Origin of the sequence: Paraburkholderia sp. RL17-337-BIB-A (assembly GCF_046025895.1) — a bacterium.
Taxonomy (GTDB): Bacteria; Pseudomonadota; Gammaproteobacteria; order Burkholderiales; family Burkholderiaceae; genus Paraburkholderia; species Paraburkholderia fungorum_C.
Genome location: NZ_JARESY010000001.1, coordinates 3,368,310 through 3,391,606, shown reverse-complemented (window position 1 = coordinate 3,391,606; position 23,297 = coordinate 3,368,310). Strand labels below are relative to the sequence as shown.

The window sequence follows — 23,297 nt, the reverse complement described above, 5'->3', positions numbered from 1 at the left end:
GGGCGGCGAAAAAGAGGCGAAGGAGATCTGAAACAGGCGGCGCGCTTTAGAAGCTGTGCCTTCGGGGTCACGCCGTCAGGAGGCGTCGGCTTTTTCGTCCGTTTGGTCAACGGCGACCGGCTCCGGCTCCGGCTCCGGCAAAGGCATCACCGACTCAAGCGTCCGCAGCCCCCCAGCCAGCGCCCACTTCTCAGAAGGCGACAAGCGCTTGACCCAATACTCGGCGCTCGAAGCGCTTGATCGGTCCGCCAACTCGAACGACACCAGCACCCGCACCGGCTTGCGCGAACGCGTATAGCGCGCGCCTGCGCCGCTCAGGTGTTTGTCGAAGCGCGCCTGCACATCGGTGGCAATGCCGGTATAGACGCTGCCGTCCGTGCATTCGAGCAGATACAGAAACCACGCCATGGGTACGCTTCTAGCCTTTGAACGGATTGTGTTCGCGCAGCTCGTCCACATACGCGTGGATGCTGTTCTTTTCGTTGTCGAGGAAGTGGCCGACCGCATCGGCGAAGGCCGGATGCGCGAGCCAATGCGCCGAGCGCGTCACAGTGGGCAGAAAACCGCGCGCCATTTTGTGCTCGCCCTGGGCGCCGCCTTCGAACGCGCCGAGCTTTTCTTCGATACAGAATTCGAGCGGCTGGTAGTACGCGGTTTCGAAGTGCAGGCAGGGCACATGTTCCAAAGCGCCCCAATAGCGGCCATACAGCGTCCCGCCGGTTTTCGCATCGCGCTGATAGACCACGAGCGAGCTGGCAATCGGCTTGCCCTCGTATTCGGCGATCACCAGAAGCAGATTCTCCGGCATCGAGGCGCCGATCATGCGGAAGAAATCGAGGTTCAGATACGGACTCGAAAAGTGCTCGCGGTAGGTCTGCCGATAACACTTGCTGAAGAATCGCCAGTCGGCGTCCTGGATATCTTCGCCACGGATCCGCCGCATCGTCACGCCGGCTTCCTGGACCTTGCGACGCTCGGCGCGGATGTTCTTGCGCTTCTTCTGTTCGAGCGTGGAGAGGAAATCGTCGAAGTCGCGATAGCCGTCGTTCAGCCAATGGAACTGCACGCCTTCGCGTTGCATCATGCCCATGTCGGTCAGCGCGGCGCCTTCCGTTTCGGTCGGAAACAGCACGTGCAGCGACGACACGTCGGCTTGCTCGGCGAACGCCATCAGCGTTGCCGCCAGATGTCTGAGGGCATGCGTATCCGCCGACAGCAGCCGGTTGCCTTGCACCGGTGTAAACGGCACCGCGCACAGCAGCTTCGGGTAATACGGCAGACCGTTGCGCTTGTACGCATCGGCCCACGCCCAATCGAAGACATATTCGCCGTACGAGTGCCCCTTCAGATACACGGGCGCGGCCGCTGCGAGCTTGCCCGTGCGCGGGTCGGTGAGCGTGACGAATTGCGGCGCCCAGCCGGTGTCGGCGACCGCGCACCGGGTTGCGGAGAGCGCGCTCAGAAACTCGTGCCGCAGAAACGGCGTGGGTTGCGACTGCTGCGCGAGGAGGGCATTCCATTCGGCGGCGTCGACCTCCGAGGGCGACGCCAGAATGCCCGTGCGATAATCAAAGCGTTCCTGGTTCAATCTGTGTGACTGTTCCCAATGAGCGACGCAGGCGTGAAGCGATGCGTCGTTCGTTTATCCGATTTGTCCGTTGCCGTCGAGCTAACCAGCCGCGGTACTCGCAAGCCATCCGGCTTGCCTGTCGATCCTGCCATGAAGACCCGAATCGCTCTTGCTCAAATCAATGTCACCGTCGGCGACTTCGCCGGCAACGTCGCGAAGATTGTCGCTGCCGCGCGCGCCGCGCACAACGATGGTGCGAAGCTGCTGATCGCACCTGAACTCGCGCTCTCCGGCTATCCGCCCGAAGATCTGCTGCTGCGTCCCGCGTTTTACACCGCGAGCGCGGCAGCGCTGACCGACCTCGCCACGCAATTAAAGCCGTTCGCCGGCTTGCATGTGATCGTCGGCCATCCGCTGCGCGAGGTGACCAACGCCGCGACCCACGCGGCGACGCACGTCGCGGCGCACGGCCATGGTAATGCAAACGCGCCGATCGAGCGCGGCGTCCCGCCGGTCGATACCTTCAACGCGGCCTCGCTGATCGTGGACGGCGAAGTGACCGGCACCTATCGCAAGCAGGATTTGCCCAATACCGAGGTGTTCGACGAGAAGCGCTACTTCGCGTCCGACCCGAAGCCGTTCGTGTTCGAACTGGATGGGGTGAAGTACGGCGTGGTGATTTGCGAGGACGCGTGGCATGCGTCGGCTGCGCAAATGGCGAAGGCGGCAGGCGCGCAAGTGCTGCTGATTCCGAACGGCTCGCCGTATCACCTGAACAAGGAAGCGGTGCGCTTCGACATTCTGCGCGCGCGGATTCGCGAAACCGGTTTGCCGATGGTGTACGTGAACATGGTCGGCGCGCAGGACGAACTGGTATTCGACGGCGGCTCGTTCGTGCTCGACGGTGAAGGTCAGCTCGTCGCGAAGATGGCGCAGTTCGAGGAGGGCCATGCGATCGTCGAGTTCGACGGTGGCAAACCGCTGGGCGGCAATCCGCTGGGCGGCAAACCGCTGCCCGGCGCGATCGCGCCGGAGCTCTCCCTGGAGGCGCAGGTGTATGCCGCACTCGTGATGGGCGTGCGCGACTACATCAACAAGAACGGTTTCCCGGGCGCGCTGATCGGCCTGTCGGGCGGCGTGGATTCCGCGTTGGTGCTGGCCGTCGCGGTCGATGCACTCGGCGCTGACCGCGTGCGCGCGGTGATGATGCCGTCGCGCTACACCGCGGACATCTCGACCACCGACGCCGCCGAAATGGCCCGCCGCGTCGGCGTCCGTTACGACGAAATCGCGATCGCGCCGATGTTCGATGCGTTCCGCAGCTCGCTCGCCGATGAATTCGCGGGCCGCGCCGAAGACGCCACCGAAGAAAACATTCAGGCGCGCATCCGCGGCACCTTGCTGATGGCGCTGTCGAACAAGTTCGGCTCGATCGTGCTGACCACCGGCAACAAGAGCGAAATGGCGGTGGGTTACTGCACGTTATACGGCGATATGGCCGGCGGCTTCGCGGTCATCAAGGACATCGCCAAGACGCTGGTCTACAAGCTATGCCATTACCGCAACCAGGCCACCACCTTCGGCAAGCAGGACGTGATCCCCGAGCGGATTCTGACGCGCGCGCCCTCGGCGGAATTGCGCGAGAACCAGACCGATCAGGACAGCTTGCCGCCGTACGAAGTGCTCGACGCCATCATGCGCATGTACATGGAAGAGGACCGCTCGCTCGCGGAAATCATCGCGGCGGGGTACGCTGTCGACGATGTGAAACGTGTCACGCGCCTCATCAAGATCAACGAGTACAAACGCCGTCAGGCGCCGATCGGCATTCGTGTCACGCATCGCGCGTTCGGCCGCGACTGGCGTTATCCGATTACGTCGCGCTACACCGAACCTGTTCAGTAAGAAGCGAACGGCCATTGTGGACTCACGTGAAGCAAACCTGAAGCGCGCGCCGGATCGCCGCAACGCATCCGGCGCGGCGTAGAATAAAAATCATCCATTCACCTTTCGAACTTCCAATCACGAGACGAGGTCCGCCATGAAGCGCATCACTGCAGTCATCAAACCGTTCAAACTCGACGAAGTGCGCGAGGCGCTCGCTGAAGTCGGCCTCACGGGTCTGACCGTGACCGAAGTCAAAGGCTTCGGCCGGCAAAAAGGCCACACCGAGCTCTATCGTGGTGCAGAGTATGTGGTCGACTTTCTGCCGAAAGTGAAGATCGAAGTGGTGGTCGCAGATAACCAGTGCGATCAGGTGATCGACGCGATCATTGGCGCGGCGCGCACCGGCAAGATCGGCGACGGCAAGATTTTCGTCGCGGACGTGGAGCGTGTGATCCGGATTCGCACGGGCGAGGAAAACGAAGCCGCGGTTTGAGCGGTTCGTGAGCGGGTTCAACCCGCACGATAAAACACAGAAGCTAAAGCGCCGGTCTTGGCCCCGCGCAACGCGCGCACCGATCAGGTGCGCCGGAGCAGTGGCAAAACCGTGCGCACCAATAAAAAACGGTGCGATACCCTTTCGGACATCGCACCGATACGCGCCTCTCGCAGCAGCGTGAAAAAGATTCTCTTGAAGAACTCGTGACTACTACGCCCCGCAGGAAGTCCCCTTGGGGGGCGCCCAGAAGGAAGCCCCTTCGGGGAACACCGTTCGCTTAGAACGAGTGTTGAATACCTGCGTACACGCCGGACTGCTGGTGGCCTTGCAGCGGGTTATCCGTTGCAGCGGAGAAACCAGCGTTGTTAGCATTCAGACCGAAGTTAGCCGTACTGCTGTTACGCACCGTTGCAGCCTGCAGGTCCAGCAGCGTGCGCTTGGACAGGTTGTACGAGCCGCCGACCGTGTAGATCGTCGCATTGCCTGCACCGTTGTTGCCGTTCACGTGGTACACCGCCGCAATCAGTGCCGCAGCCGGCGTTGCTTGCCACGTCACACCGCCCCATTCGTGATCGAGCGTGGTCGGCTGGCCCGGCAGAACACCGGTAGCACCTGCCGAACGGACAGCCTGGTAGGCGCCCTGAATCTTGAACTGGCCGAGGAACACGTTGAACATGGCCGTGTATTCACGCGATGCTGCGAATACGCCGTTGCCCGTGTTAGCTGCGTTGCTGTTCGCGCCGACATTGCCACCCCACAGCGAGCCGGTTACCGGGTTGCGAATTTCGTCGTACAGACCGCGAATCTGGAACAGCGAGTTCGTGTAGGTGATCTGTGCGCCAGCTTCGCGACCTTGCGGGGTCGTGCCGTTGCCGTTCCAGCTCGTTGCGTTCGACAGGGCGTATTGGCCGTAGAAGTCAAAGCCTGCGATCTTCGGCGACTGGTATGCGAAGTTGTTGCTCGATTGCGGCCAGTTGCGGCCACGCACCAGCGACGCCGACGACCAGTTCGATTGACCGAACGGGTCGAAGTCCCACACGCCGTTCGAGATGAAGAGCATGCGGCCCATCGTGAACGTACCGTACTGGTCGTTCGCGAGGCCTACCGTTGCCCAGCGATTGAAGAGGCCGCCACCGCCAGGACCTGCGCCGGTCATGGTATTGAAGGAGCCTTCCAACTGGAACAGGACCTTGTTACCGCCACCAATGTCCTCAACGCCCTTCAAACCCCACAGGCTGGTACCCCAGTCGCCGCTTTCTGCCTTAAAACGGTTCGCGCTGCTAGTTGCCTGACCATTTGCACCGACGCCTTGCGGAACGCCCGACATGTATTCCAGGCCAGCGTCAAGGCGGCCGTACAGCGTCACGCTGCTTTGGGCGTGAGCAACTACACCGGCTGTCATCAGCGCAGCGGCGAGCAATGCTTTCTTCATCTTCTCCTCCATACCCTGTCGAAAAGTAAAACCCAGTACTGCGAATGGTGTTCGGACGCAAGCGCGCCGAACAGAAATCGGTACCAGGGAGATTAGCGGGTGGATTGGGTCTCCTGCCGTGACGGCTAGCCTCGGTGGGCCACTTCTTCGCGTCATGCCGATCCCTCGCCGACCGGTTCTCCTCTGTTGCTTTGAAGTGAAACTACTTTTAATGAACTTTGTTTTGCTACTTTGGTTACTAATTTATCAAAAATACCCTGGAGTGGGAGAAGAAATTAGTACCGCCCTCAACGGGTGTCTCCAAATTGCAATACGAATGTGCGCGAGCAAGCGTTGTGACGTCTTCAAAAGGGCGGGAAACCCTTATCTGGAAAGGGAATCACGGATTGAGACGGGCAACCTTAAGGATTGCCACTATTGACGCTTCAAATGCGGCAGAGTAAGGCGGGAAGAGGGCGGCCCGGAGCAGGTTTGGGCCGATTTTCGAGGCCAGAACGGCCGGAATGTGCAGGTGAGCGAAGTAAAAAAGGCGCTCGTAAGCGCCTTGTAATACTACTTTGACTACAGCCCAAATACTGGGTGGTACGGCAGTCCTATTTGAGGCTGCCGGAGAGGAACTGCTTGAGCCGTTCGCTCTTCGTGTTCCTGAAGACTTCGTCCGGATGGCCTTCTTCTTCGACGCGGCCTTGATGCAGGAACATCACGTGATTCGACACGTTACGCGCGAACGCCATTTCATGGGTGACGACGATCATCGTGCGGCCTTCTTCGGCGAGCGTCTGCATCACCTTCAGCACTTCGCCGACCAGCTCGGGATCGAGCGCCGAGGTCGGTTCGTCGAACAGCATCACGTCCGGATGCATGGCCAGCGCGCGCGCGATCGCCACGCGTTGCTGCTGGCCGCCCGACAGATGCGACGGGTACTGCTTTTCCAGCCGCGGCGCGAGACCCACCTTCTCCAGATACTCACGCGCGCGTTCTTCGGCTTCCTTGCGCTTCAGACCCAGCACATTGACCGGCGCCTCGATGATGTTCTCGAGCACGTTCATGTGCGACCACAGGTTGAAGTGCTGGAACACCATCGACAGCTTGGTGCGCACGCGCTGCAACTGCTTCGCGTCCGATACGCGCAAGGCGCCGGCCTTGCCGATCTGCGTGCGGACTTCCTCGCCGTCGACGAAGATGCGCCCGGCGTTCGGCTGCTCGAGAAAGTTGATGCAGCGAAGCATCGTGCTCTTGCCCGAACCGGACGAACCGATCACGCTGATCACGTCGCCGGCGTTGGCCTTCAGCGACACGCCCTTGAGGACTTCATTGTCGCCATACTGTTTATGAAGCTCGTCGACGAAGAGCTTTTGCTTCTTGGTGGTCATCAGGATCCTTGGCGGGCTTACTTGCTTGGGGCTTGAGTCGGTGCCCTTGGTTACTTGCCTTGCGGCCGCAGGTAAGCGAGCCAGCGACGCTCGGCGCGGCGGAACAGCCATACGAGCGCAAACGAAATCAACAAATAGAGCAAGGCGGCGAGGCCGAACGCATTGAACGACTGATACGTGGCGGAGTTCACGTCGCGGGCGATCTTGAGGATGTCCGGCACGGTCGCGGTGAACGCGACGGTGGTGGCGTGCAGCATCAGGATCACTTCGTTGCTGTAGTACGGCAAGGCGCGGCGCAGTGCCGACGGCAGAATCACCCGGCGGTACAGCGTGAACGACGACATGCCATAGGCGCGCGCCGCCTCGATCTCACCATACGGCGTGGCCTTGATCGCGCCGGCGAAAATCTCGGTGGTGTATGCGCAGGTGTTGAGTGTGAACGCGAGCAGCGTGCAATGCATGCCATCGCGGAAGAACGCGTTGGTCAGCTCGTGATTGCGGATGATCTCGAGGCTGTACAAGCCGGTGTAGCAGAGCAGCAGTTGCACGTAGAGCGGCGTGCCGCGGAAGATATACGTATACAGCCACACCAGACGGCCGAGCCATTTCTTCTTCGACACGCGAGCGACCGCGAGCGGAATCGACAGGCAGAAGCCCAGCCCGATCGACACCACCAGCAGCCACAGCGTAATCGCGAGGCCGGTGAAACGGTAGCCGTCGGTATAAAGATAGTTGCGCCAGTATTCCTGAATGATCTCGATCATAGATCCGCCTTTCGCACGCCGGTCGAGTAACGCTTTTCGAGGTACATCAGCACGAAGTTGGAGATTGTGGTGATGACGAGATAGATCGCCCCTGCGAACAGGGTGAAGAAGAAGAACCGCAATGTGCCCTTGCCCGCGTCCTGCGAAGCCTTGACCACATCCGCGAGACCGATGATCGACACCAGCGCCGTGGCTTTCACCATCACCTGCCAGTTATTGCCGATGCCGGGCAGCGCGAAGCGCATCATCTGCGGGAACATGACCCGCGAGAACACCTGCCAGCCGGTCATGCCGTAGGCCGCGCCCGCTTCGAGCTGGCCACGCGGCACCGCGAGGAACGCGCCGCGGAAGGTTTCGGTGAAGTAAGCGCCATAAATGAAGCCCAGCACCGCGACGCCGGCCACGAAGGGGTCGATGTCGATCTGCTCCCAGCCGAGCAGGTCGGTCAGGTTGTTCAGCCAGATCTGGATGCTGTAGAACAGCAGCAGCATCAGCACCAGGTCGGGCACGCCGCGCACGAGCGTCGTGTAGACGGTGCCGACGCCGTATGAGAGACGGTTCTTCGACAGTTTCGCCGCCGCGCCGAGCAGACCCAGCACGAAAGCGAACGCCAGCGACAACACCGCCAGTTTGACGGTTTGCCAGGTGCCGTTGAGAAGCAGCGGGCCGTAGCCTTGAAGGAACATATGGGGTCCTTGACGATGCGCTTGTGACGCACCGCGAAAGACGCGGCCAGCTCTGCGCCGCGTTTGCCGCGAGCTAGGGGCTCGCTGTTTTTCCTGCGGCGCAGAGCGCACCGCTGTGCAAATCATGACTGCATGGCCGTTGCCGGCCTTGCAGCGCGCTTTTCGACTCTGGTTTTGAATCGGGTTGGAACTGCTTTCGATACTGCTCTGAAATCTATTGCCGTCATGGCGCGCCGATCTCGACGACCGCCGGCTCGTGGCCGGCCGTCGCTATTCTAGGCGTTCAAAATTGTCGCGCCGCGTATGGTTCCGCCTGGGTCCGCCTGCTTTTCGCTTCGCTCCTGGCTGGGCCCCGCCGATGTCTTTCCGACGTCTCAAGCGAGGTTGGCAAGGGGCTGAAGCCCACGGTCGTCCCATCGCGGCCCCGCCGGCGCGCTTGCACGTCCACGTGTCTCGAAAAGGGCGGTATTTTACCCGAAGAGGGACTTGGCGCCAGTGTAGAACGCCGCCGGTCGTCGCGGGGCGGGCGCATGCGTTGTGCATGCGCGACGCTGTCGGGCTGCGGCCGGGCTGTTCTTGCGTGCGCTCATTCGCGTCGCGTGCATGGGCGGCAGGCTGTCGTCCGGCATGCGAGGAGGGGCGCCGGTAGCCGGCGCCATGCTTGGTGTACGTTGATTTGCGTGAAGGAGCGGCAGGTCGCCGTCCGGCATGGCAAGGAGGGCCGCCAGTAGCCGGCATGGCCGTGTCTGGCCTGCGCTGATTTGCGTGAAGGAGCGGCAGGTCGCCGTCCGGCATGGCGAGGAGGGCCGCCGGTAGCCGGCATGGCCGTGTCTGGCCTGCGCTGATTTGCGTGAAGGAGCGGCAGGTCGCCGTCCGGCATGGCGAGAAGGGCCGCCGGTAGCCGGTCTGCCCATGCCTGGCGTACGCTGATTCGCGTGAGTGGGCGCCAGGCCGCCATCCGGCATGACGAGGAGAGGCGCCAGTAGCGAGGGGCGGAGTGTCTGGTGCCGCCCGGCGCACGATTGCGCGGATTTATGAAACGATCCAGTGCGCCGCTACCGATTGTTTAGCGCGCTGGGCGCCCATACATTCTGCGCATCGTTATTTACTGACCGGGAGATCCCCATGATCGAGATTCGCCGTTCCAACGAACGTGGCCATGCCAATCACGGCTGGCTTGACTCGTATCACAGTTTTTCGTTCGCCGACTACCGCGACCCGCAACACGTGCATTTCGGGCCGCTGCGGGTGATCAATGAAGACCGCATCGCCGGTGGCCAGGGATTCGGCACGCATGGCCACCGCGATATGGAAATCGTCACCTATGTGCTCGAAGGCGCGCTTGCGCACCGCGACAGCATGGGCAATGGCTCGACCATCCGTCCCGGCGACGTGCAGCGCATGAGCGCCGGCACGGGCGTGCAGCACAGCGAGTTCAATGCGTCGCAGGACGAGCCGGCGCACCTGTTGCAGATCTGGGTGATCCCGCAACGCGCGGGCGACCAGCCCGGCTACGAGGAAAAACGTTTCGACGATGCCGATAAGCGCGGGCGCCTGCGCGTAGTCGCCTCGCCCGACGGTCGGGATGGCTCGGTGACGATTCATGCGGACGCGTCGATCTACGCGGCGCTGATCGACGGCGCGGAACAGGCCACGTTCGCGTTGCCGAAAGGCCGGCTCGCCTATGTGCACGTGGCGCGCGGCGCGTTGAGTGTGAACGGCGAAGCGCTCCAGGCCGGCGACGCCGCCAAGCTCAGCGAGACCGCTACGGTGACACTCGAAAAGGGCAAGAACGCCGAAGTGCTGCTGTTCGATCTGGGCCAGCTCAACGGGTAAGCGCCTGAACGGCAAGCGTCGGCCTTCATCGGCCGTTGGTTGACGGCTGGTAGTTCTTCGTTGCTCATTGTCCGCAGTCCGCAGTCCGCAGTCCGCAGTCCGCAGTCCGCAGCGAGCGCAACGCGCAACTCGAGTCGAAGAGCGGGAAGCGCGCAAACAAAAACGCCACGGACAACCTCCGTGGCGTTTTTGCATCCGGACGACGGCCGCGCGAGCCGCCTTCCGCCTGCGTCGTACCGCTTACTGATTGGCAGCCGGCGCCGACGCCGCGCCCTTGCGATGTTCCCAGCGCTCGCGCATCTTCTCGTGACGCGTTTCCATCTTCGCAAAACGCTGTTTCAACGCCGTGCTGACGGTGGTCTTCTGCTGGTCGTTCAAGCCGTTATAGAACTTGAGCCACGCATCCGAGGTTTGCTGACGCAGTTGCGCGTCTTTCTGCTCGACTTGCTGGTGCGCGGCGGCCATGGCGTTCAGATCCAGAATTGGCTGCTGCTGCGCGGCCTTGAACTGATCCTTGATCTGTTTATGGTTGGCGCGCATCGCTTCGTGGTTCTGCTTCATGGTGTCGAGCGCGGCTTGCCATTGCTTTTCCTGATCCGCGTTCAGCTTCAACTGGTCATGCAGTTGCGTCAGTTCTTTCATGAAGTGGCCATGCCAGCCGCCGGGACCGCCATGAGCGGCGGGTTGTGCGGCATAGGCAGCGCCCGCGCCGATAGCGAGGGCAGTGGCGGCAACGGCGAGAACGCGCGACATTTTTTTGGTGGACATGTAAGACTCCCTGTAATGGAATAGCCGACGATGCAACCGGTGATAGAGGACGGCGTGCATTCGGTAAGACACAGCGTAGACAACTGCATCCGCCGCCGTGTTACGTGACTTGATGCGGCTATTACGGGTCATTACGTACGCCTTTCACCGTAACACCCGGTAACCCTTGATGGCCGTCTGAAATCGAAAACCCTTCTGCTGCGCGTTAAACTCCATCCCATGGCTACTCAAATACTTGTTGTCGACGACGACGTCGAATTGCGCGACCTGCTGCGCGACTATCTGGCCCGTCAGGGCATCGAAGTCTCGGTGCTGCACGACGCGGGCACGCTCGAGCGCAGGCTCGAACGCGAGCGTCCGGATCTGATCGTGCTCGATCTGATGATGCCGGGCGTAGATGGGCTGACCGCGCTGCGCAAGCTGCGCGCGTCGGGCGACGACATCCCTGTGATCATGCTCACCGCACGTGCTGACGACGTCGACCGTATCGTCGGCCTCGAGCTCGGCGCGGACGACTACCTCGGCAAGCCGTTCAATCCGCGCGAGCTATTGGCGCGCGTGCAGGCGGTGCTGCGGCGGCGCCGCACGCTGCCCTCGGCGGCGGCGCCGGAGCAACGCGAGCCGTTCAACTTCGGCCGCTTCACGCTGGATTTCCAGTCGCGCACGCTGCATCTGGAAGACAAACCGCTCACGCTGTCGGGTAGCGAATTCGCGCTCCTGAAGATTTTCGTCAATCACCCCATGCGCACGCTCACACGTGAGCGCCTGCTCGAATTGCTGCATGGCCCGGAGTACGACGGCACCGACCGCGGCATCGACGTCCAGGTGTGGCGCCTGCGTCGCATTCTTGAAACCGACCCGTCCACGCCGCGCTTCATTCAGACGGTGCGCGGTCGCGGCTACGTGTTCGTGCCGGACGGCGAACAGCATGCGCCGGCCCATTGATTCGCTGTTCGGGCGCCTGGCACTGCTAGTCATTGCGGTGCTGCTGCTGTCCCATTTCGCGTGGTACGCGCTCATGCGGCTCGAGCGCAGCCAGCTGCAAACGCGCTACGCAGTCGAGGAAGCCATCTTCCTCGTCGACTCGGTGCGCCAGCACGTCGCCCGCACGCCGGACCTGCCCTTGCCGTCGCGCGTCAGGCTGGTCGATCCGACAAGCCCCGACGTGGCGCCGGAGAACGCCGACCTGCCTCCGCCGCTCGAACGTTTCGTCGAGGACGTGCGCGATCGCATGCCCTCCGGCACCCTGGTGCGGGTTGGGTCGCCGGGCCGTCCACCCACGCTGTGGGTGCGTGCCACCACGGATCGCAGCTGGATCGTGGTGCCGCTGCAGCCATTGCGCCCGCCGCGTTCGCTCGACCGCACCGTGCTGTGGCTGGTGATCATTTTCTCGTTCGCGGTGATGGCGGCGCTGTTTGCCGCGTGGGCGCTGCAGCAGCCGTTGCGCTCGCTCGCCCAGGCGGTGGCGCGCTTCGGTCGCGGCCTGCCGGTGCCGCCGGTGCCCGAGCGCGGGCCGCGCGAGTTGCGGCAGTTGACGCATGGCTTCAACCAGATGGTTCAGGAAGTGGCGCGTACTGAAAACGACCGGGCCGTGATGCTGGCCGGCGTCGCGCACGACCTGAAAACGCCGCTGGCGCGCTTGCGGTTGCGCGCCGAAATGATGGAAGAAGTGAAGATGCGTGACGGCGTGGTGCGCGACGTCGATTCGATGACGCATATCGTCGAACAGTTTCTGGTGTTCGCACACGACGGCGCCGATCGCAGCGAGGCGGTCGAAGTAGACGGGCAGTGCGAGCGCGTGGTGCGCAGCTATCGCGCGGTGGCGGCGGGTGCATCCACGGTGCGGACCGAGCTCAACGCAGGGTCCGGTTTCCTGCTACCCGCTGCGACGCTCGACCGGATCCTGTCGAACCTGTTGGACAACGCGCACGCCTACGGCGCGCCGCCGATCGTCGTCGCCACGGCGCGCACGGCGCAGGGTTTCACGCTGTCGGTGAGCGACAACGGCAGCGGTATCGCCGCGCAGGACCTGATCAACGCGAGCCGGCCGTTCGTGCGGCTCGACCCGGCACGCGGCGGCAATGGTCATAGCGGGCTAGGGCTCGCGATCGTCGAGCGTCTGGTGCGCCGTGCGGGCGGCGAGTGGGAGATCGGCAACCACGGCGGCCGTGGCTTGCGGGTCTTGATGAGCTTTCCGTTCGAAGCGGTGCCGCGTGTCATGGTGGCCTCGGAAAGCGTCTGGTAAAGCATCGGATAGGGTGAGCGGGGCAAAGGGCGGCAGGCGCCTGCCCCACTGTGTCTATCCCGGAACGCGATGTCCGGACGAACCCTTGCACTAGTCTGAAAACAGCGTGTTCAACGCGTTTGCCGCGTCGCTATCCACCGTATTCCACGTGACCGTTTCGGCTTCGAAAATATAGTGCGTGGTGTACTTGCCAAGACGGGCGATTATCTCTTCCTGAATCAATTCCGGCGCGACAGCCAGTTTCAGATACCACGCGGTCGACGACAAGCGCGTCTGGAACGCGCCATATTCGGCCAGCAGATGGTCGAATGCGTGAGCATCCTGATCGCGACAGACGATGACCAAATTTCCCTTCATGCGAATCTCCCGTTAGAGCGGTAGCGGCAACCTCAATATCAGGGTTGATGATACCTGCTTCGTTACAGGACGCCCGAGGCCAAGCCTTGCTTTGCATCAGCTACCGCACTTATCCGGGGCACTGGCATCACCAGACGCTGGCCACCGTCCGCGCGGGCGGTGCGGTGTCGTCGGGCGGCAGGGCTTCGGTGCGGTCGCGGCCGCCCGTCTTCGCCGCGTAGAGCGCCGTGTCGGCGCGGCTCATGATGCGCTCGGGCAGATCGTCGGGCGAGAGTTCGGTGATGCCGATGCTCACGCTCAGGCCCACCGAGGGTGGCAACTTCGGCGAAGGCATCGCCTTCAGGCGCAGGCGCAAGCGCTCGACGACTTCGCGGCCTCCCGCCAGATCAGTGGCCGGCAGCAACAAGCCGAACTCTTCACCGCCCAGCCGGCCGATCGCATCGGCGCCGCGCAACTCAGCCCGGCAGGTGTCGACGAAATGTTCGAGCGCGCGGTCGCCGGCGGCGTGGCCGAAGCGGTCGTTGATCTGCTTGAAGTGGTCGAGGTCGGCGATCGCCATGCACAGCGGCTCGTTGCCCGCATGCGCGCGTTCGATCTCGTGGCGCAGCAGATCGAGGAAGTAACGCCGCGACAGTGCGCCGGTCAGCGCATCGTGGCGCGCCTCGGCCGAGAGCAGTGTGTTGGCCGATTGCAATTGCTCGGCAAGGTCGCGCGTGGCGCGATGGTGACGCCGCTCACGCACATACGACACGGTGATGACCCATGCAAGCGCGACGGTGCCGCCCAGCGTCAGAAACACCAGCAGATGATCGCGCTTGTGATTACGCAACAGCTCGGGCCACGCCGCGAGCGGATCGACCAGATGCGCCGACAATCCCGAGTTCAAGCCGCTGCGTGCCTGATACAGCGCCGGCGCCGGCTGCGCGCTCATGCCGAACAGCTGTCCGGCGACAGCGGCGGGTACCCAGGGCGCCTGCTCGCGCACCTGCGTGTCGACCTGGATCTGTACATCGGGGAGGATTTCGCGGCGATAGATGATCATGTGCTCGGCGGCGCTCATCTGCGTGACGCGCGAATTCGGCAGCGAATGGCCTTCGAGTTCGCTGTTGTGCGCCATGATAATGACGCCGTTATCGTCGGCGACGAAGGTGCCGGCATGCGCGACCCAGTGGCGCAACCGCGCGATACCCACCTTGGCCACCACGACCCCGACCAGCAGGCCGTCGGCATACACCGGCGCGGCGATGAAGATGCCCGGCTCGCCGCTATTGCGGCCCACGCCATAGGCCTCCGAAAACGCGCCGAGCAAGGCATTCGTCAGATAGCCCCGAACTCGCATGTCGATGCCGACAAAGGAGCCTTCCCGGGTAAGCGGGTTGTCGATGGCGTTGCTCGACGCGACGCAGATACCGTTGGCGTTAACGAGCCAGATCTGATCGAGCCCGGAGAAGCCTTGCGCGTCGTGCAGGAAGTTGCTCACGGCGATCATCCGCGGGTCTTTTAACAACACGGTGCGCAGGGCGGGTTCCGCCGCTGCGCTGTTCGCGGCATAATTCTGGGATTGCACCAGCGCGTGCTGGACCACGTCCATTTCGGCCATGGTTGCGGGGATCGCGCGAGACATCGCGAGGTCGCTGGCGATCACCTCCGCCATGTTGTCGACAATCGACGTGGACATTTGCCGCTGTGCGCGAAGGGCCGCGTCCAGCTCTTGCTGTACCATCCGGTCCGCGACCATGCCGGCCACGAACCAGCAAACGAGCACGATCAGCACGAAGCTGATCGGTCCGGTTGCCTGGCGCAAGGTTTTCCTGTTCATCGACCCTCTGATCCGTCTGGCTGTGACATGCAACTGGCTCATTCGTGGCAGCGCGCTGGCGCTATTTCGCTTCTGTGCAAGCGGCTGGCAACACGCCCCTGGTTTGAGCCTCGCTGTGGCCCCGGCATAGGCGCAAGCGGCGTGCCGTCTCTTGATTTTAACCGTCATGGGGCCCGACGCCATCGTTATTGCGGGAATGCGAAGTGTGTCCGTCGCGCCCATCAGATTCTTAACGGCAGCGCATCAGCTTTCTGAATGGCTGCGCGGGTTTTCCAGGGTTTGAAACGCGGCTCCGGCCGCTATTGCAACGGCGGGGGACGGGGCTGGCGCGGGACAGTAGTTGCCACGCTGCAGCGTGCGTCGGCGCCGGCCGGCGGCCGTTGCTGGAGCGTGCACAGCGATTTGCCGCTATTTGCCGCGAAAGGTTGTGCCTGAAACATAGGATGGTGTAGTGTCGTGCCGTCCAAAACAGAGGAAAGCTCGCCAGCCTTCGGGCGGCGCCTGCGGCGACAGGAGCCCGGCTTGACGGTTTGCGGTCCCGGGCGGCTCGCCCACGGACATGTCCGTCACCGGTTCACGTGTCTCCAACGCTAACGATTTACCGCGCACACGCGTTTTTGCCATGCCTGATTTCCGCTTTCCGGACCGATCTTCAGACCGCCGCGCCGAAGCCGCAGCCCCCTTCGTGCTTTTGAATGCCCGTATGACCAGTATTAAAAAAGGGGAGAGCGTCTGATGGATTTCAGCTTCAATCTGAAGCGCACCGCCAATGCGTCGGCATGGCGGGTGCTGCCCAATCGCTGGGATTTCGTCGCCTTCCCGCTGATCATCTGCATCATCGCGATGGCCGCGATCGGCTTTCACGAGACCTTGGCGCCCATGTCGACGCTCAAGACCCAGACGATTTCGCTCGACCCGGCGAATCTGCCCGAGTACGCCATGCGCACCACGCTGCGCATGCTGGCGGCAATGGTCGCCTCGCTGACCTTCACGCTGGTGTACGGCACGCTGGCGGCCAAGAGCCGCCGCGCCGGCCTCGTGCTGGTGCCGATTCTCGACATCCTGCAGTCGGTGCCCGTGCTCGGCTACATTTCGTTTACTGTCACGTTCTTCCTCGCGCTGTTCCCGGGCCGTGTGCTCGGCGCGGAGCTGGCGGCGATCTTCGCGATCTTCACGAGCCAGGCGTGGAATATGACCTTCAGCTTCTACCAGTCGTTGCGCACGGTGCCGCGCGATCTGGACGAAGTCTCGCGCGGTTTTCATCTGACCTCATGGCAGCGCTTCTGGAAGCTCGAAGTGCCGTTCTCGATGCCGGGCCTCATCTGGAACATGATGATGTCGATGTCGGGCGGATGGTTCTTCGTGGTTGCGTCGGAAGCCATCACGGTCGGCAACAGGACGATCACGCTGCCGGGTATTGGCGCTTATCTCGCGCAGGCGATCTCGGACAAGAATCTGCATGCGATCGGCTGGGTGATCCTCGCCATGACCGTCGTGATTCTCGCCTACGACCAGTTCCTGTTCCGCCCACTCGTTGCATGGGCCGACAAATTCCGCATGGAGAACACCAGTTCGGGCGACGCGCCGGAATCGTGGCTGCTCGACCTGATCCGCCGCACGCGGCTGATTCACCGTCTGCTGGTGCCGCTCGGCTGGATGTTCGCGAGGGCCGCGCGCGTGCCGTTCCGCCTGCCGGCGTTCCAGGGGCCGCGGTTCCAGATTCCGCAGAGCCAGAAGAGTTCGCGCGTCGGCGATATTCTGTGGGCGGCGCTGGTGCTGATCGTCACGGTGTACGTGGTGTCGCGCGTATTCATGTATGTGCGCACCGGTGTGTCGCTCGACGAGGTCGGGCATGTGCTGGTGCTCGGGCTCATCACATTGCTGCGGGTCGTGCTGCTGATCGCGATCGCTTCGCTGATCTGGGTGCCGGTCGGCGTGCTAATCGGTTTGCGGCCGGCGCTCGCGGAGAAGATCCAGCCGCTCGCGCAGTTTTTTGCCGCGTTCCCGGCGAATCTGTTGTTCCCGGTGTTCGTGATCGCGATCGTGCGCTTCCATCTGAACCCGGATATCTGGCTGTCCCCGCTGATCGTGCTCGGCACGCAGTGGTATATCCTGTTCAACGTGATTGCCGGCGCGAGCTCGTATCCGAACGACTACCGCGAAGCCGCCAAGAACTTCCATATCCGCGGCTGGCAGTGGTGGCGCCAAGCCATGCTGCCGGGCATTTTCCCGTACTACGTGACCGGCGCGATCACCGCGTCGGGCGGCGCGTGGAACGCGAGCATCGTCGCGGAATTCGTTCAGTGGGGCGACACGAAGGTGGCCGCGCACGGCCTCGGCGCCTATATCGCGCAATCCACCGCGGCGGGCGACTATCCGAAGATCATTGTCGGCATTGCCGTGATGTCTCTGTTCGTGACCCTGTTCAACCGTCTGCTGTGGCGTCCGATGTACGCCTACGCCGAAGCCAAGCTCCGGCTTGATTGAGCGCCCCGAACCTGTCGCTTCGCGCCGGGCCCCCGAAGGGGTAGAGACTTGGGGGCGGCCCGGCGTTTTGTTGAGAGAAATGAAGGCTAAACGCGATGCAAAATCCTAAAGCTGCTATGACCGCCACGCCGATCCAGACACCGCCGAAGCCGCCGCGCCTCGGCGAGGAGATCCTGCGCGTCAAGGACGTGTGCCGCGGGTTCAACAAGTCGCAGGGCGAGCTGCTCGTCCTCGACGACGCGAATCTGTCGTTGCGCGAGGGCGAGATTGTCGGTTTGCTGGGCCGTTCGGGTTCGGGCAAGTCGACGCTGCTGCGCATCATCGCCGGTCTGATCGAGCCGACCGACGGCGAAGTCACGTATATGGGCAAGCCGCTCGACGGCCCGGCCAAGGGCGTGGCGATGGTGTTCCAGACCTTCGCGCTATTTCCGTGGCTGACCGTGCTGCAAAACGTGGAAGCGGGTCTGGAAGCGCAAGGCGTCGGCGCGAGCGAGCGGCGCACGCGCGCGCTGGCGGCAATCGACCTGATCGGTCTGGACGGTTTCGAAAACGCTTATCCGCGCGAGTTGTCGGGCGGCATGCGTCAGCGCGTGGGCTTTGCGCGCGCGCTGGTGGTCGACCCCACGCTGCTGCTGATGGACGAACCGTTCTCGGCGCTCGACGTGCTGACCGCCGAAACGCTGCGCACCGACCTGCTCGACCTGTGGACGCAAGGCCGCATGCCGATCAAGGCGGTGCTGATCGTCACGCACAACATCGAGGAAGCGGTGTTCATGTGCGACCGGATTCTGGTTTTGTCGTCCAATCCTGGTCGCGTGATCGCGGAGATCAAGGTGCCGTTCAAGCATCCGCGTAACCGTCTGGATCCGGCGTTCCGCCGCCTGGTGGACGAGATCTACGCGAAGATGACCGCGCGTCAGACCGACGAAAAGACCAAGAAGGGGCTGGAGCTGCACAGCTGGCTGCCGCATGTGTCGACCAACCTGATGGCCGGTCTGATCGAAACGCTCGCCGCCGCGCCGTACCACGGCCGCGCGGACATGCCGGAAATCGCCCGCTCGCTGCATCTGGAGGTGGACGATCTGTTCCCGGTTGCCGAAGTGCTGCAGCACCTGGGTTTTGCGGACGTGCGCGAAGGGGATATTTTCCTGACGCCGCCGGCACGCGTGTTTGCGGAATTCGGCACGCAGGAGCGCAAGATGATGTTCGCCGAGCATCTGCTGCGCCACGTGCCGCTCGCCGCGCGGATCAAGAAGGTGTTGAACGAACGGCCGGGCCATCGCGCGCCGCGCGTGCGCTTCGAGCAGGAGCTGGAGGATTTTCTGTCGGACAGCGCTGCGGAAGAGACGCTCGATGCAGTGATCAACTGGGGCCGTTATGGCGAGATATTCTCGTACAACGACCAGACGGAAATATTCAGTCTGGAAGACGTGGAGTCTTAAGCCAGGTCGGGTTGGTTGAAGCTGATCAAGCAGAACACAGCGATCTGCCTCGCCTGAGTAACGAAACCCCACGCTTCGGAAAACGTGGGGCTGGTCAGCCATCCGGGCGGCAGGGGAGACCCCGCCGCTTTTTTGTTTTGAAGAGGCGGGAAACGCACCGGTTCGCCCGCTGCCTCGCATAACCGGCGGTTGCGTTTTTTTATTGCAGATTGCCCCAGCGCTCGACCGCCGGTTCCGCCGACGCCCACTTCCAGCCCTTGTCCTGCTGGCACGCGCTCGCCATGTACCAGTCTTCGTGCGCCTTCGGGCCGTCGCCGTCCTGCACCGAGAACACGAAATCCTTGCACAGCGTGAGCGCCGAGCTGAACGCGCGCGTTACGCGTACCTGGCCGTGGCCGTTCTCGATCGGCAGCGTGTGCTTGACCACCCACGGCCGCGTCTCGCCGACCGGCATCGCCCCCGCTAACGCGGCGATCATGTCCTGCTGATCGGTGTGCATGACGCGCATATAGTGGGCGACGGCTTCGTCGGTTGCGGCCTGCACGGCGATACCGATGCCGATACCGATTGCCGGGTTCGAGGTCACGAGGCCTGACGCGACGCCAGCTGCGGCGCCGCTCGCCGCGCCCACCGACGAGCAGCCGCTCGTCAGCAGACTGGCACCGACGCAGAGTGCACCGGCCAGCACGAGCCGCAGCCGGCTGCCGGAAAGTACCGCCGCAAGGGCACGCGGTGCCCGGGCCGCACGCGTGCCCTCGACGAACCGTGGCTCAGACCGCGCCGATTCGTTGCGCGGATGAGGAAGCGAGCGCGCCTTCATTGCAGCGCGCCCCAGCGTTCGGTAGCAGGTTCGGCCGATGCCCATTTCCAGTTGTCGCCGTCACGGCAGATCGACGCGACGTAGAACGCGCTGCTCGCCGGCACATTCTTGGTGGCGGTCTGATCGACCGAGAAGACGATTTCCTTGCAGTCGAGCGCGCCGGCGCTGATGGTGCGGCTGACGGTGACGCGGCCGTGTTCGTCGTCTTCGATCGGCACCGAGTGGATCACGCTCCACGGTGCAATCGCACCGACGTCGAGCGGTCCGGCGATTTTGGCGATACCGTCCTGCGTATTCTTATGGACCACGCGCTCCGAGTACTGCACGCCGGCGCGCGCGGCGGCCACCGCGCCGAGACCGATGCCGGTAGCCACTGCCGCGTTGCTGGTAACTTTGGCGGCAAGCGCGGCGCCCGCGATACCGGCGCCGGCGGTGGCGCCTTCCGAATAGAGCGAGCTACAGCCGCTCAATGCCGACGAGATTGCCACGGCCAACGCGACGAGCGCCGTTGTAGCCGACTTTGCGCGTTTCGCTGCTCCAGGCGCTGCGGATACTTCGGCTGTTGGTCTTGCCCATCCGCCCCACACCATACTTTTTTGCATTTCCCTGTCTCTGCTCCTGCAAGTGCCTTTCATTTACTCGCGACGCTTGTGTGTGAATGAAAGGCACGTCTTTCTCACCGTTGCATTATGTGCTGCCGCATTTTGCAGGATGCCATTTGTAATTGGCAGTGGGAAAGTGCAAGCAATTGCAAAAGATAGTGCGAGACGAATCGGTTTCTGGTGAGAGAGAACCGATTTGATTGGTGGTGCGAAGGGATTAATTATGAGACGACAGGTGGGCGGAAACGGCCGTTTCTGCAGAAAGGGAAGACACAACAGACGCACGAGAAGGCGCAAAAAATCGCCGGCCCGCACCTCGACAACACACCGGCATCACACGCTCAAGCGAGCCAACCACGTGAGCGCCTGGCAGGGCTTACTGTTCGGTTTCTTCTTCCGCGCCTTCGTCGTCGCCATACGCACTCAAGCGGTTGTACAGCGTTTTCAGACTCACGCCGAGCGCCTTGGCTGCGCGCCGCTTGTCGCCGCCGCAATATTTGAGCGTGCCGAGAATGATCTGCTTTTGCGCATCGGCGAGCGGCGTGCCGATCCAGACGCTCATCGCGTCGCCTTGCGTCACGGGCTTTTTCACACGCGACGCGAGATGCGGATGCGGCAGCTCGACCGTCTTCTCCGCGAGAATGAACGCGCGATACACCGCGTTTTTCAACTCGCGCACATTGCCCGGCCACGACCAGGTTCGCAAAGTTTCGATCGACCGTTTGCTGAAGCTCTTGCTTGCGTTTTCCTGCCGATTCAGCAAGGCGAGGAAGTGTTGCGCGAGCAGTTCCCGATCGTTCTCACGCTCGCGCAACGGCGGCGCGCGCAACGGAAAAACCGCCAGCCGGTACATCAGGTCTTCACGCAGACCGTTTTCCTTCACAGCTACCGCGGGATCGCGATTGGTCGCCGCAATCACACGGACATCGCCGCGAATCAGTTCGTTGCCGCCGACCCGGAAGAACGTGCCGGTCTCGAGCGCGCGCAGGAGTTTGACCTGGCGCACCGGCGCCATTTCAGTGATTTCGTCGAGGAACAGCGTGCCGCCGTTCGCGTGTTCGAAGTAGCCGACGCGCCCCTGGACCGCGCCGGTGAAGCTGCCTTTTTCATGGCCGAACAATTCGGCTTCGATGAGTTCGTCGGGAATCGCACCGCAGTTGACGGCGACAAACGGGGCCTCCTTGCGGCCACTTTTATCGTGAATCGTGCGGGCAATCAGTTCCTTGCCGGTGCCGGATTCGCCGATGACCAGCGCAGTCGCGTCGGTACTGGCGACGCGTTCGATCTGTTCGTACAGATCGAGCATCACCGGCGACGAGCCATACAGCAGCCCGTACGATTTCAGTCCCGCGATGCCGTCCGCGACGCGCTGCTTCGCCTGTGCCGAAGCACTCCCGCCGGCGGAGACGGTGGGCGAGTCCAGATCGATTGACGCCATAAACGGGGGTCCTGTGCAAATGAGGTTCGGTGCTGCGGCGCGCAGGCCTTGACGCGAGACGGACCAGTGCGGTCACTATCTCACAAAAATTTGATTTAACCACTTTGACGCAGCTTCCTGCAATCCATGTGGCGGGTCGACGGGATGGCTCGGCGCGCGTTCGGTCGAAAGTGCCTAAGCCTCTGCCGGCAACGGATGAGGTCGGTAAATTTACCGGGCACGGGGTTTGCGTCATCAACCCGACACGCGTGTGCTTTTGTACGTCCTGGTTCGAAGCGTGCGGCACGGATACGGTTCCGATGGTTCGCGCCGCACGCGATATAACACGCAAACGCCGAATTCAGACATAGGAGCGAATGATGACTGACACCACGCAACAGCTTGCACTCGGCGGCCAGAAGATTGTCGATGATCTGAGAGTGCTGCTGACGGACTCGGAAGAGATGCTGCGGCTTGCCGCCAACGTGCCGGGCGAGGGCGTCGACGCGCTGCGCAACCGCTTGGGCGCGCATGTCGAAACCTTGCAATCGACGCTTGGCGATGCCCAGCGCAATGCGCAGCGGCGCTACCGGGCCGCGACCGTCAATACGGAACGCTACGTGCGGCGCAACCCGTGGCGCTCGATCGGCATTGCCGCGGGCGTCGGCTTTCTGCTTGGCGTGCTGAGCGCGCGCTAACGCGCGATGCTCGACGCCGATCGGCTCGACGATAAACAAAGGAGTTCACGATGGCACGACCCAAAATTGGCATCTTCGGCGCGCTGATGGCCCTCGGCGGTTTTCTGGCGGTGCGCTACGTGCAGCGAAACCGCGCCGCGCAGATTCCGGCGGCGCGTGAATTGAGCCGCTGGGAAGGCGAGGGCGGCGCAGTGGCGGCGCCGGCTACGCCGTCCGGCAGCGCGACGGCGGCGAGTGCCGGCCCGTCCACGCCGGACACGGCGCAGGGCGCGAATGGCTCGGCCCATCCGAACGGACACGGCGGCGCATGGCCGTTTCCACGCAGTTAAGCGCGGCGCTTGAAAGACCCTTGCGCGCGCCGCGTCGTCGGTGTGAAACTTTGACGGCGGCGTTTGGCGTGCATGACAAATTTATCTCGTTAAAGCCGTATAATAGGCAAATAGACAACAATGTCGCAGTCAGCGGGGGGATTTCCGTGTTGATTGTTGCAATATCGAATCAAGTCGAGGGCTGGGCGCTGTTGTAAAAACGTTGGCGTGTGCTCACATCCGGGCGCATCGCGGCGCAGCGGTAAGCCGCCCGCCGGCTTTTTCAGCAT

The 23,297-nt window shown here is 62.8% G+C and carries 22 protein-coding genes; 10 read left to right on the top strand and 12 right to left on the bottom strand.

Annotation, left to right across the window (positions count from 1 at the left end; translation table 11 throughout):
• Positions 1-75 precede the first annotated feature (75 nt).
• Complete coding sequence (locus P0D84_RS15245; RefSeq protein ID WP_408337653.1) at positions 76-408, bottom strand: GIY-YIG nuclease family protein; 333 nt, start codon at positions 406-408, stop codon at positions 76-78.
• Positions 409-418: 10 nt separating this feature from the next.
• Positions 419-1,588 carry a GNAT family N-acetyltransferase gene (locus P0D84_RS15240; protein ID WP_408337651.1) on the bottom strand — a complete coding sequence of 390 codons (1,170 nt, stop codon included), beginning with the start codon at positions 1,586-1,588 and terminating at the stop codon, positions 419-421.
• Positions 1,589-1,720: 132 nt separating this feature from the next.
• Here P0D84_RS15240 and P0D84_RS15235 point away from each other — a divergent pair, with 132 nt between their 5' ends.
• Together P0D84_RS15235 and glnK are read left to right on the top strand one after the other, a co-directional pair.
• Positions 1,721-3,475, top strand: a complete 1,755-nt coding sequence (locus tag P0D84_RS15235; protein ID WP_408337649.1) for an NAD+ synthase — start codon at positions 1,721-1,723, stop codon at positions 3,473-3,475.
• A gap of 136 nt (positions 3,476-3,611) precedes the next feature.
• On the top strand, positions 3,612-3,950 hold the full coding sequence (glnK, locus tag P0D84_RS15230; RefSeq protein ID WP_006048444.1) for a P-II family nitrogen regulator: 339 nt from the start codon (positions 3,612-3,614) through the stop codon (positions 3,948-3,950).
• Between the two features lie 280 nt (positions 3,951-4,230).
• Here the strand turns inward: glnK and P0D84_RS15225 are convergent, their stop codons facing one another.
• The 4 genes from P0D84_RS15225 to P0D84_RS15210 all read right to left on the bottom strand — a co-directional run bounded on the left by P0D84_RS15225 (position 4,231) and on the right by P0D84_RS15210 (position 8,208).
• A complete protein-coding gene (locus tag P0D84_RS15225) occupies positions 4,231-5,385 on the bottom strand; it encodes a porin (RefSeq protein WP_408337647.1) in 1,155 nt (384 codons plus the stop codon).
• Positions 5,386-5,978: 593 nt separating this feature from the next.
• Positions 5,979-6,758 (bottom strand): ABC transporter ATP-binding protein, encoded by a 780-nt coding sequence (locus P0D84_RS15220; protein WP_408337645.1) that lies wholly within the window; start codon positions 6,756-6,758, stop codon positions 5,979-5,981.
• 50 nt (positions 6,759-6,808) lie between these two features.
• Complete coding sequence (locus P0D84_RS15215; RefSeq protein ID WP_408337643.1) at positions 6,809-7,522, bottom strand: ABC transporter permease; 714 nt, start codon at positions 7,520-7,522, stop codon at positions 6,809-6,811.
• Positions 7,519-8,208, bottom strand: a complete 690-nt coding sequence (locus tag P0D84_RS15210) for an ABC transporter permease (RefSeq protein ID WP_408337641.1) — start codon at positions 8,206-8,208, stop codon at positions 7,519-7,521. The genes P0D84_RS15215 and P0D84_RS15210 overlap by 4 nt, the downstream gene beginning before the upstream one ends.
• Before the next feature lie 1,125 nt (positions 8,209-9,333).
• Between P0D84_RS15210 and P0D84_RS15205 the strand changes: the two genes are divergently transcribed.
• Positions 9,334-10,044: a pirin family protein gene (locus P0D84_RS15205; protein WP_408337639.1), complete on the top strand. Its 711-nt coding sequence runs from the start codon at positions 9,334-9,336 to the stop codon at positions 10,042-10,044.
• A 240-nt stretch (positions 10,045-10,284) separates the two neighbouring features.
• Here the strand turns inward: P0D84_RS15205 and P0D84_RS15200 are convergent, their stop codons facing one another.
• Complete coding sequence (locus P0D84_RS15200) at positions 10,285-10,812, bottom strand: Spy/CpxP family protein refolding chaperone (RefSeq protein ID WP_408337637.1); 528 nt, start codon at positions 10,810-10,812, stop codon at positions 10,285-10,287.
• A gap of 219 nt (positions 10,813-11,031) precedes the next feature.
• On the opposite strand from P0D84_RS15200, the gene P0D84_RS15195 reads away from it, so the two are divergent.
• Positions 11,032-11,757, top strand: a complete 726-nt coding sequence (locus tag P0D84_RS15195) for a response regulator (RefSeq protein WP_054035058.1) — start codon at positions 11,032-11,034, stop codon at positions 11,755-11,757.
• Positions 11,741-13,057, top strand: coding sequence for an ATP-binding protein (locus P0D84_RS15190; RefSeq protein WP_408337635.1), 1,317 nt, complete (start codon positions 11,741-11,743; stop codon positions 13,055-13,057). Before P0D84_RS15195 ends, P0D84_RS15190 begins: the two co-directional genes overlap by 17 nt.
• Positions 13,058-13,147: 90 nt before the next feature.
• Here P0D84_RS15190 and P0D84_RS15185 read toward each other — a convergent pair whose 3' ends face one another.
• Together P0D84_RS15185 and P0D84_RS15180 are read right to left on the bottom strand one after the other, a co-directional pair.
• Complete coding sequence (locus P0D84_RS15185; protein ID WP_408337633.1) at positions 13,148-13,414, bottom strand: hypothetical protein; 267 nt, start codon at positions 13,412-13,414, stop codon at positions 13,148-13,150.
• A gap of 127 nt (positions 13,415-13,541) precedes the next feature.
• Positions 13,542-15,233 carry a sensor domain-containing diguanylate cyclase gene (locus P0D84_RS15180; protein WP_408337631.1) on the bottom strand — a complete coding sequence of 564 codons (1,692 nt, stop codon included), beginning with the start codon at positions 15,231-15,233 and terminating at the stop codon, positions 13,542-13,544.
• A 735-nt stretch (positions 15,234-15,968) separates the two neighbouring features.
• Here P0D84_RS15180 and P0D84_RS15175 point away from each other — a divergent pair.
• Both P0D84_RS15175 and P0D84_RS15170 read left to right on the top strand, forming a co-directional pair.
• A complete protein-coding gene (locus P0D84_RS15175; RefSeq protein ID WP_408337629.1) occupies positions 15,969-17,720 on the top strand; it encodes an ABC transporter permease in 1,752 nt (583 codons plus the stop codon).
• A 95-nt stretch (positions 17,721-17,815) separates the two neighbouring features.
• Complete coding sequence (locus P0D84_RS15170; protein WP_408337627.1) at positions 17,816-19,162, top strand: ABC transporter ATP-binding protein; 1,347 nt, start codon at positions 17,816-17,818, stop codon at positions 19,160-19,162.
• A 199-nt stretch (positions 19,163-19,361) separates the two neighbouring features.
• On the opposite strand, the gene P0D84_RS15165 is transcribed toward P0D84_RS15170, so the two are convergent.
• The 3 genes from P0D84_RS15165 to P0D84_RS15155 all read right to left on the bottom strand — a co-directional run bounded on the left by P0D84_RS15165 (position 19,362) and on the right by P0D84_RS15155 (position 22,022).
• Positions 19,362-19,982 carry a hypothetical protein gene (locus P0D84_RS15165; protein WP_408337625.1) on the bottom strand — a complete coding sequence of 207 codons (621 nt, stop codon included), beginning with the start codon at positions 19,980-19,982 and terminating at the stop codon, positions 19,362-19,364.
• Positions 19,979-20,584: a hypothetical protein gene (locus tag P0D84_RS15160; protein ID WP_408337623.1), complete on the bottom strand. Its 606-nt coding sequence runs from the start codon at positions 20,582-20,584 to the stop codon at positions 19,979-19,981. The genes P0D84_RS15165 and P0D84_RS15160 overlap by 4 nt, the downstream gene beginning before the upstream one ends.
• Before the next feature lie 376 nt (positions 20,585-20,960).
• Positions 20,961-22,022 carry a sigma-54 interaction domain-containing protein gene (locus P0D84_RS15155; protein WP_408337621.1) on the bottom strand — a complete coding sequence of 354 codons (1,062 nt, stop codon included), beginning with the start codon at positions 22,020-22,022 and terminating at the stop codon, positions 20,961-20,963.
• A 359-nt stretch (positions 22,023-22,381) separates the two neighbouring features.
• Here P0D84_RS15155 and P0D84_RS15150 point away from each other — a divergent pair, with 359 nt between their 5' ends.
• Genes P0D84_RS15150 through P0D84_RS15140 form a run of 3 tightly spaced genes read left to right on the top strand, consistent with a single transcriptional unit; the run spans position 22,382 to position 23,225 of the window.
• Positions 22,382-22,699: an ElaB/YgaM/YqjD family protein gene (locus tag P0D84_RS15150; RefSeq protein WP_179736900.1), complete on the top strand. Its 318-nt coding sequence runs from the start codon at positions 22,382-22,384 to the stop codon at positions 22,697-22,699.
• Positions 22,700-22,749: 50 nt separating this feature from the next.
• Positions 22,750-23,028 carry a hypothetical protein gene (locus P0D84_RS15145; protein ID WP_408337618.1) on the top strand — a complete coding sequence of 93 codons (279 nt, stop codon included), beginning with the start codon at positions 22,750-22,752 and terminating at the stop codon, positions 23,026-23,028.
• On the top strand, positions 23,007-23,225 hold the full coding sequence (locus tag P0D84_RS15140) for a hypothetical protein (protein WP_408339932.1): 219 nt from the start codon (positions 23,007-23,009) through the stop codon (positions 23,223-23,225). Before P0D84_RS15145 ends, P0D84_RS15140 begins: the two co-directional genes overlap by 22 nt.
• The last annotated feature ends 72 nt before the right edge of the window (positions 23,226-23,297 follow it).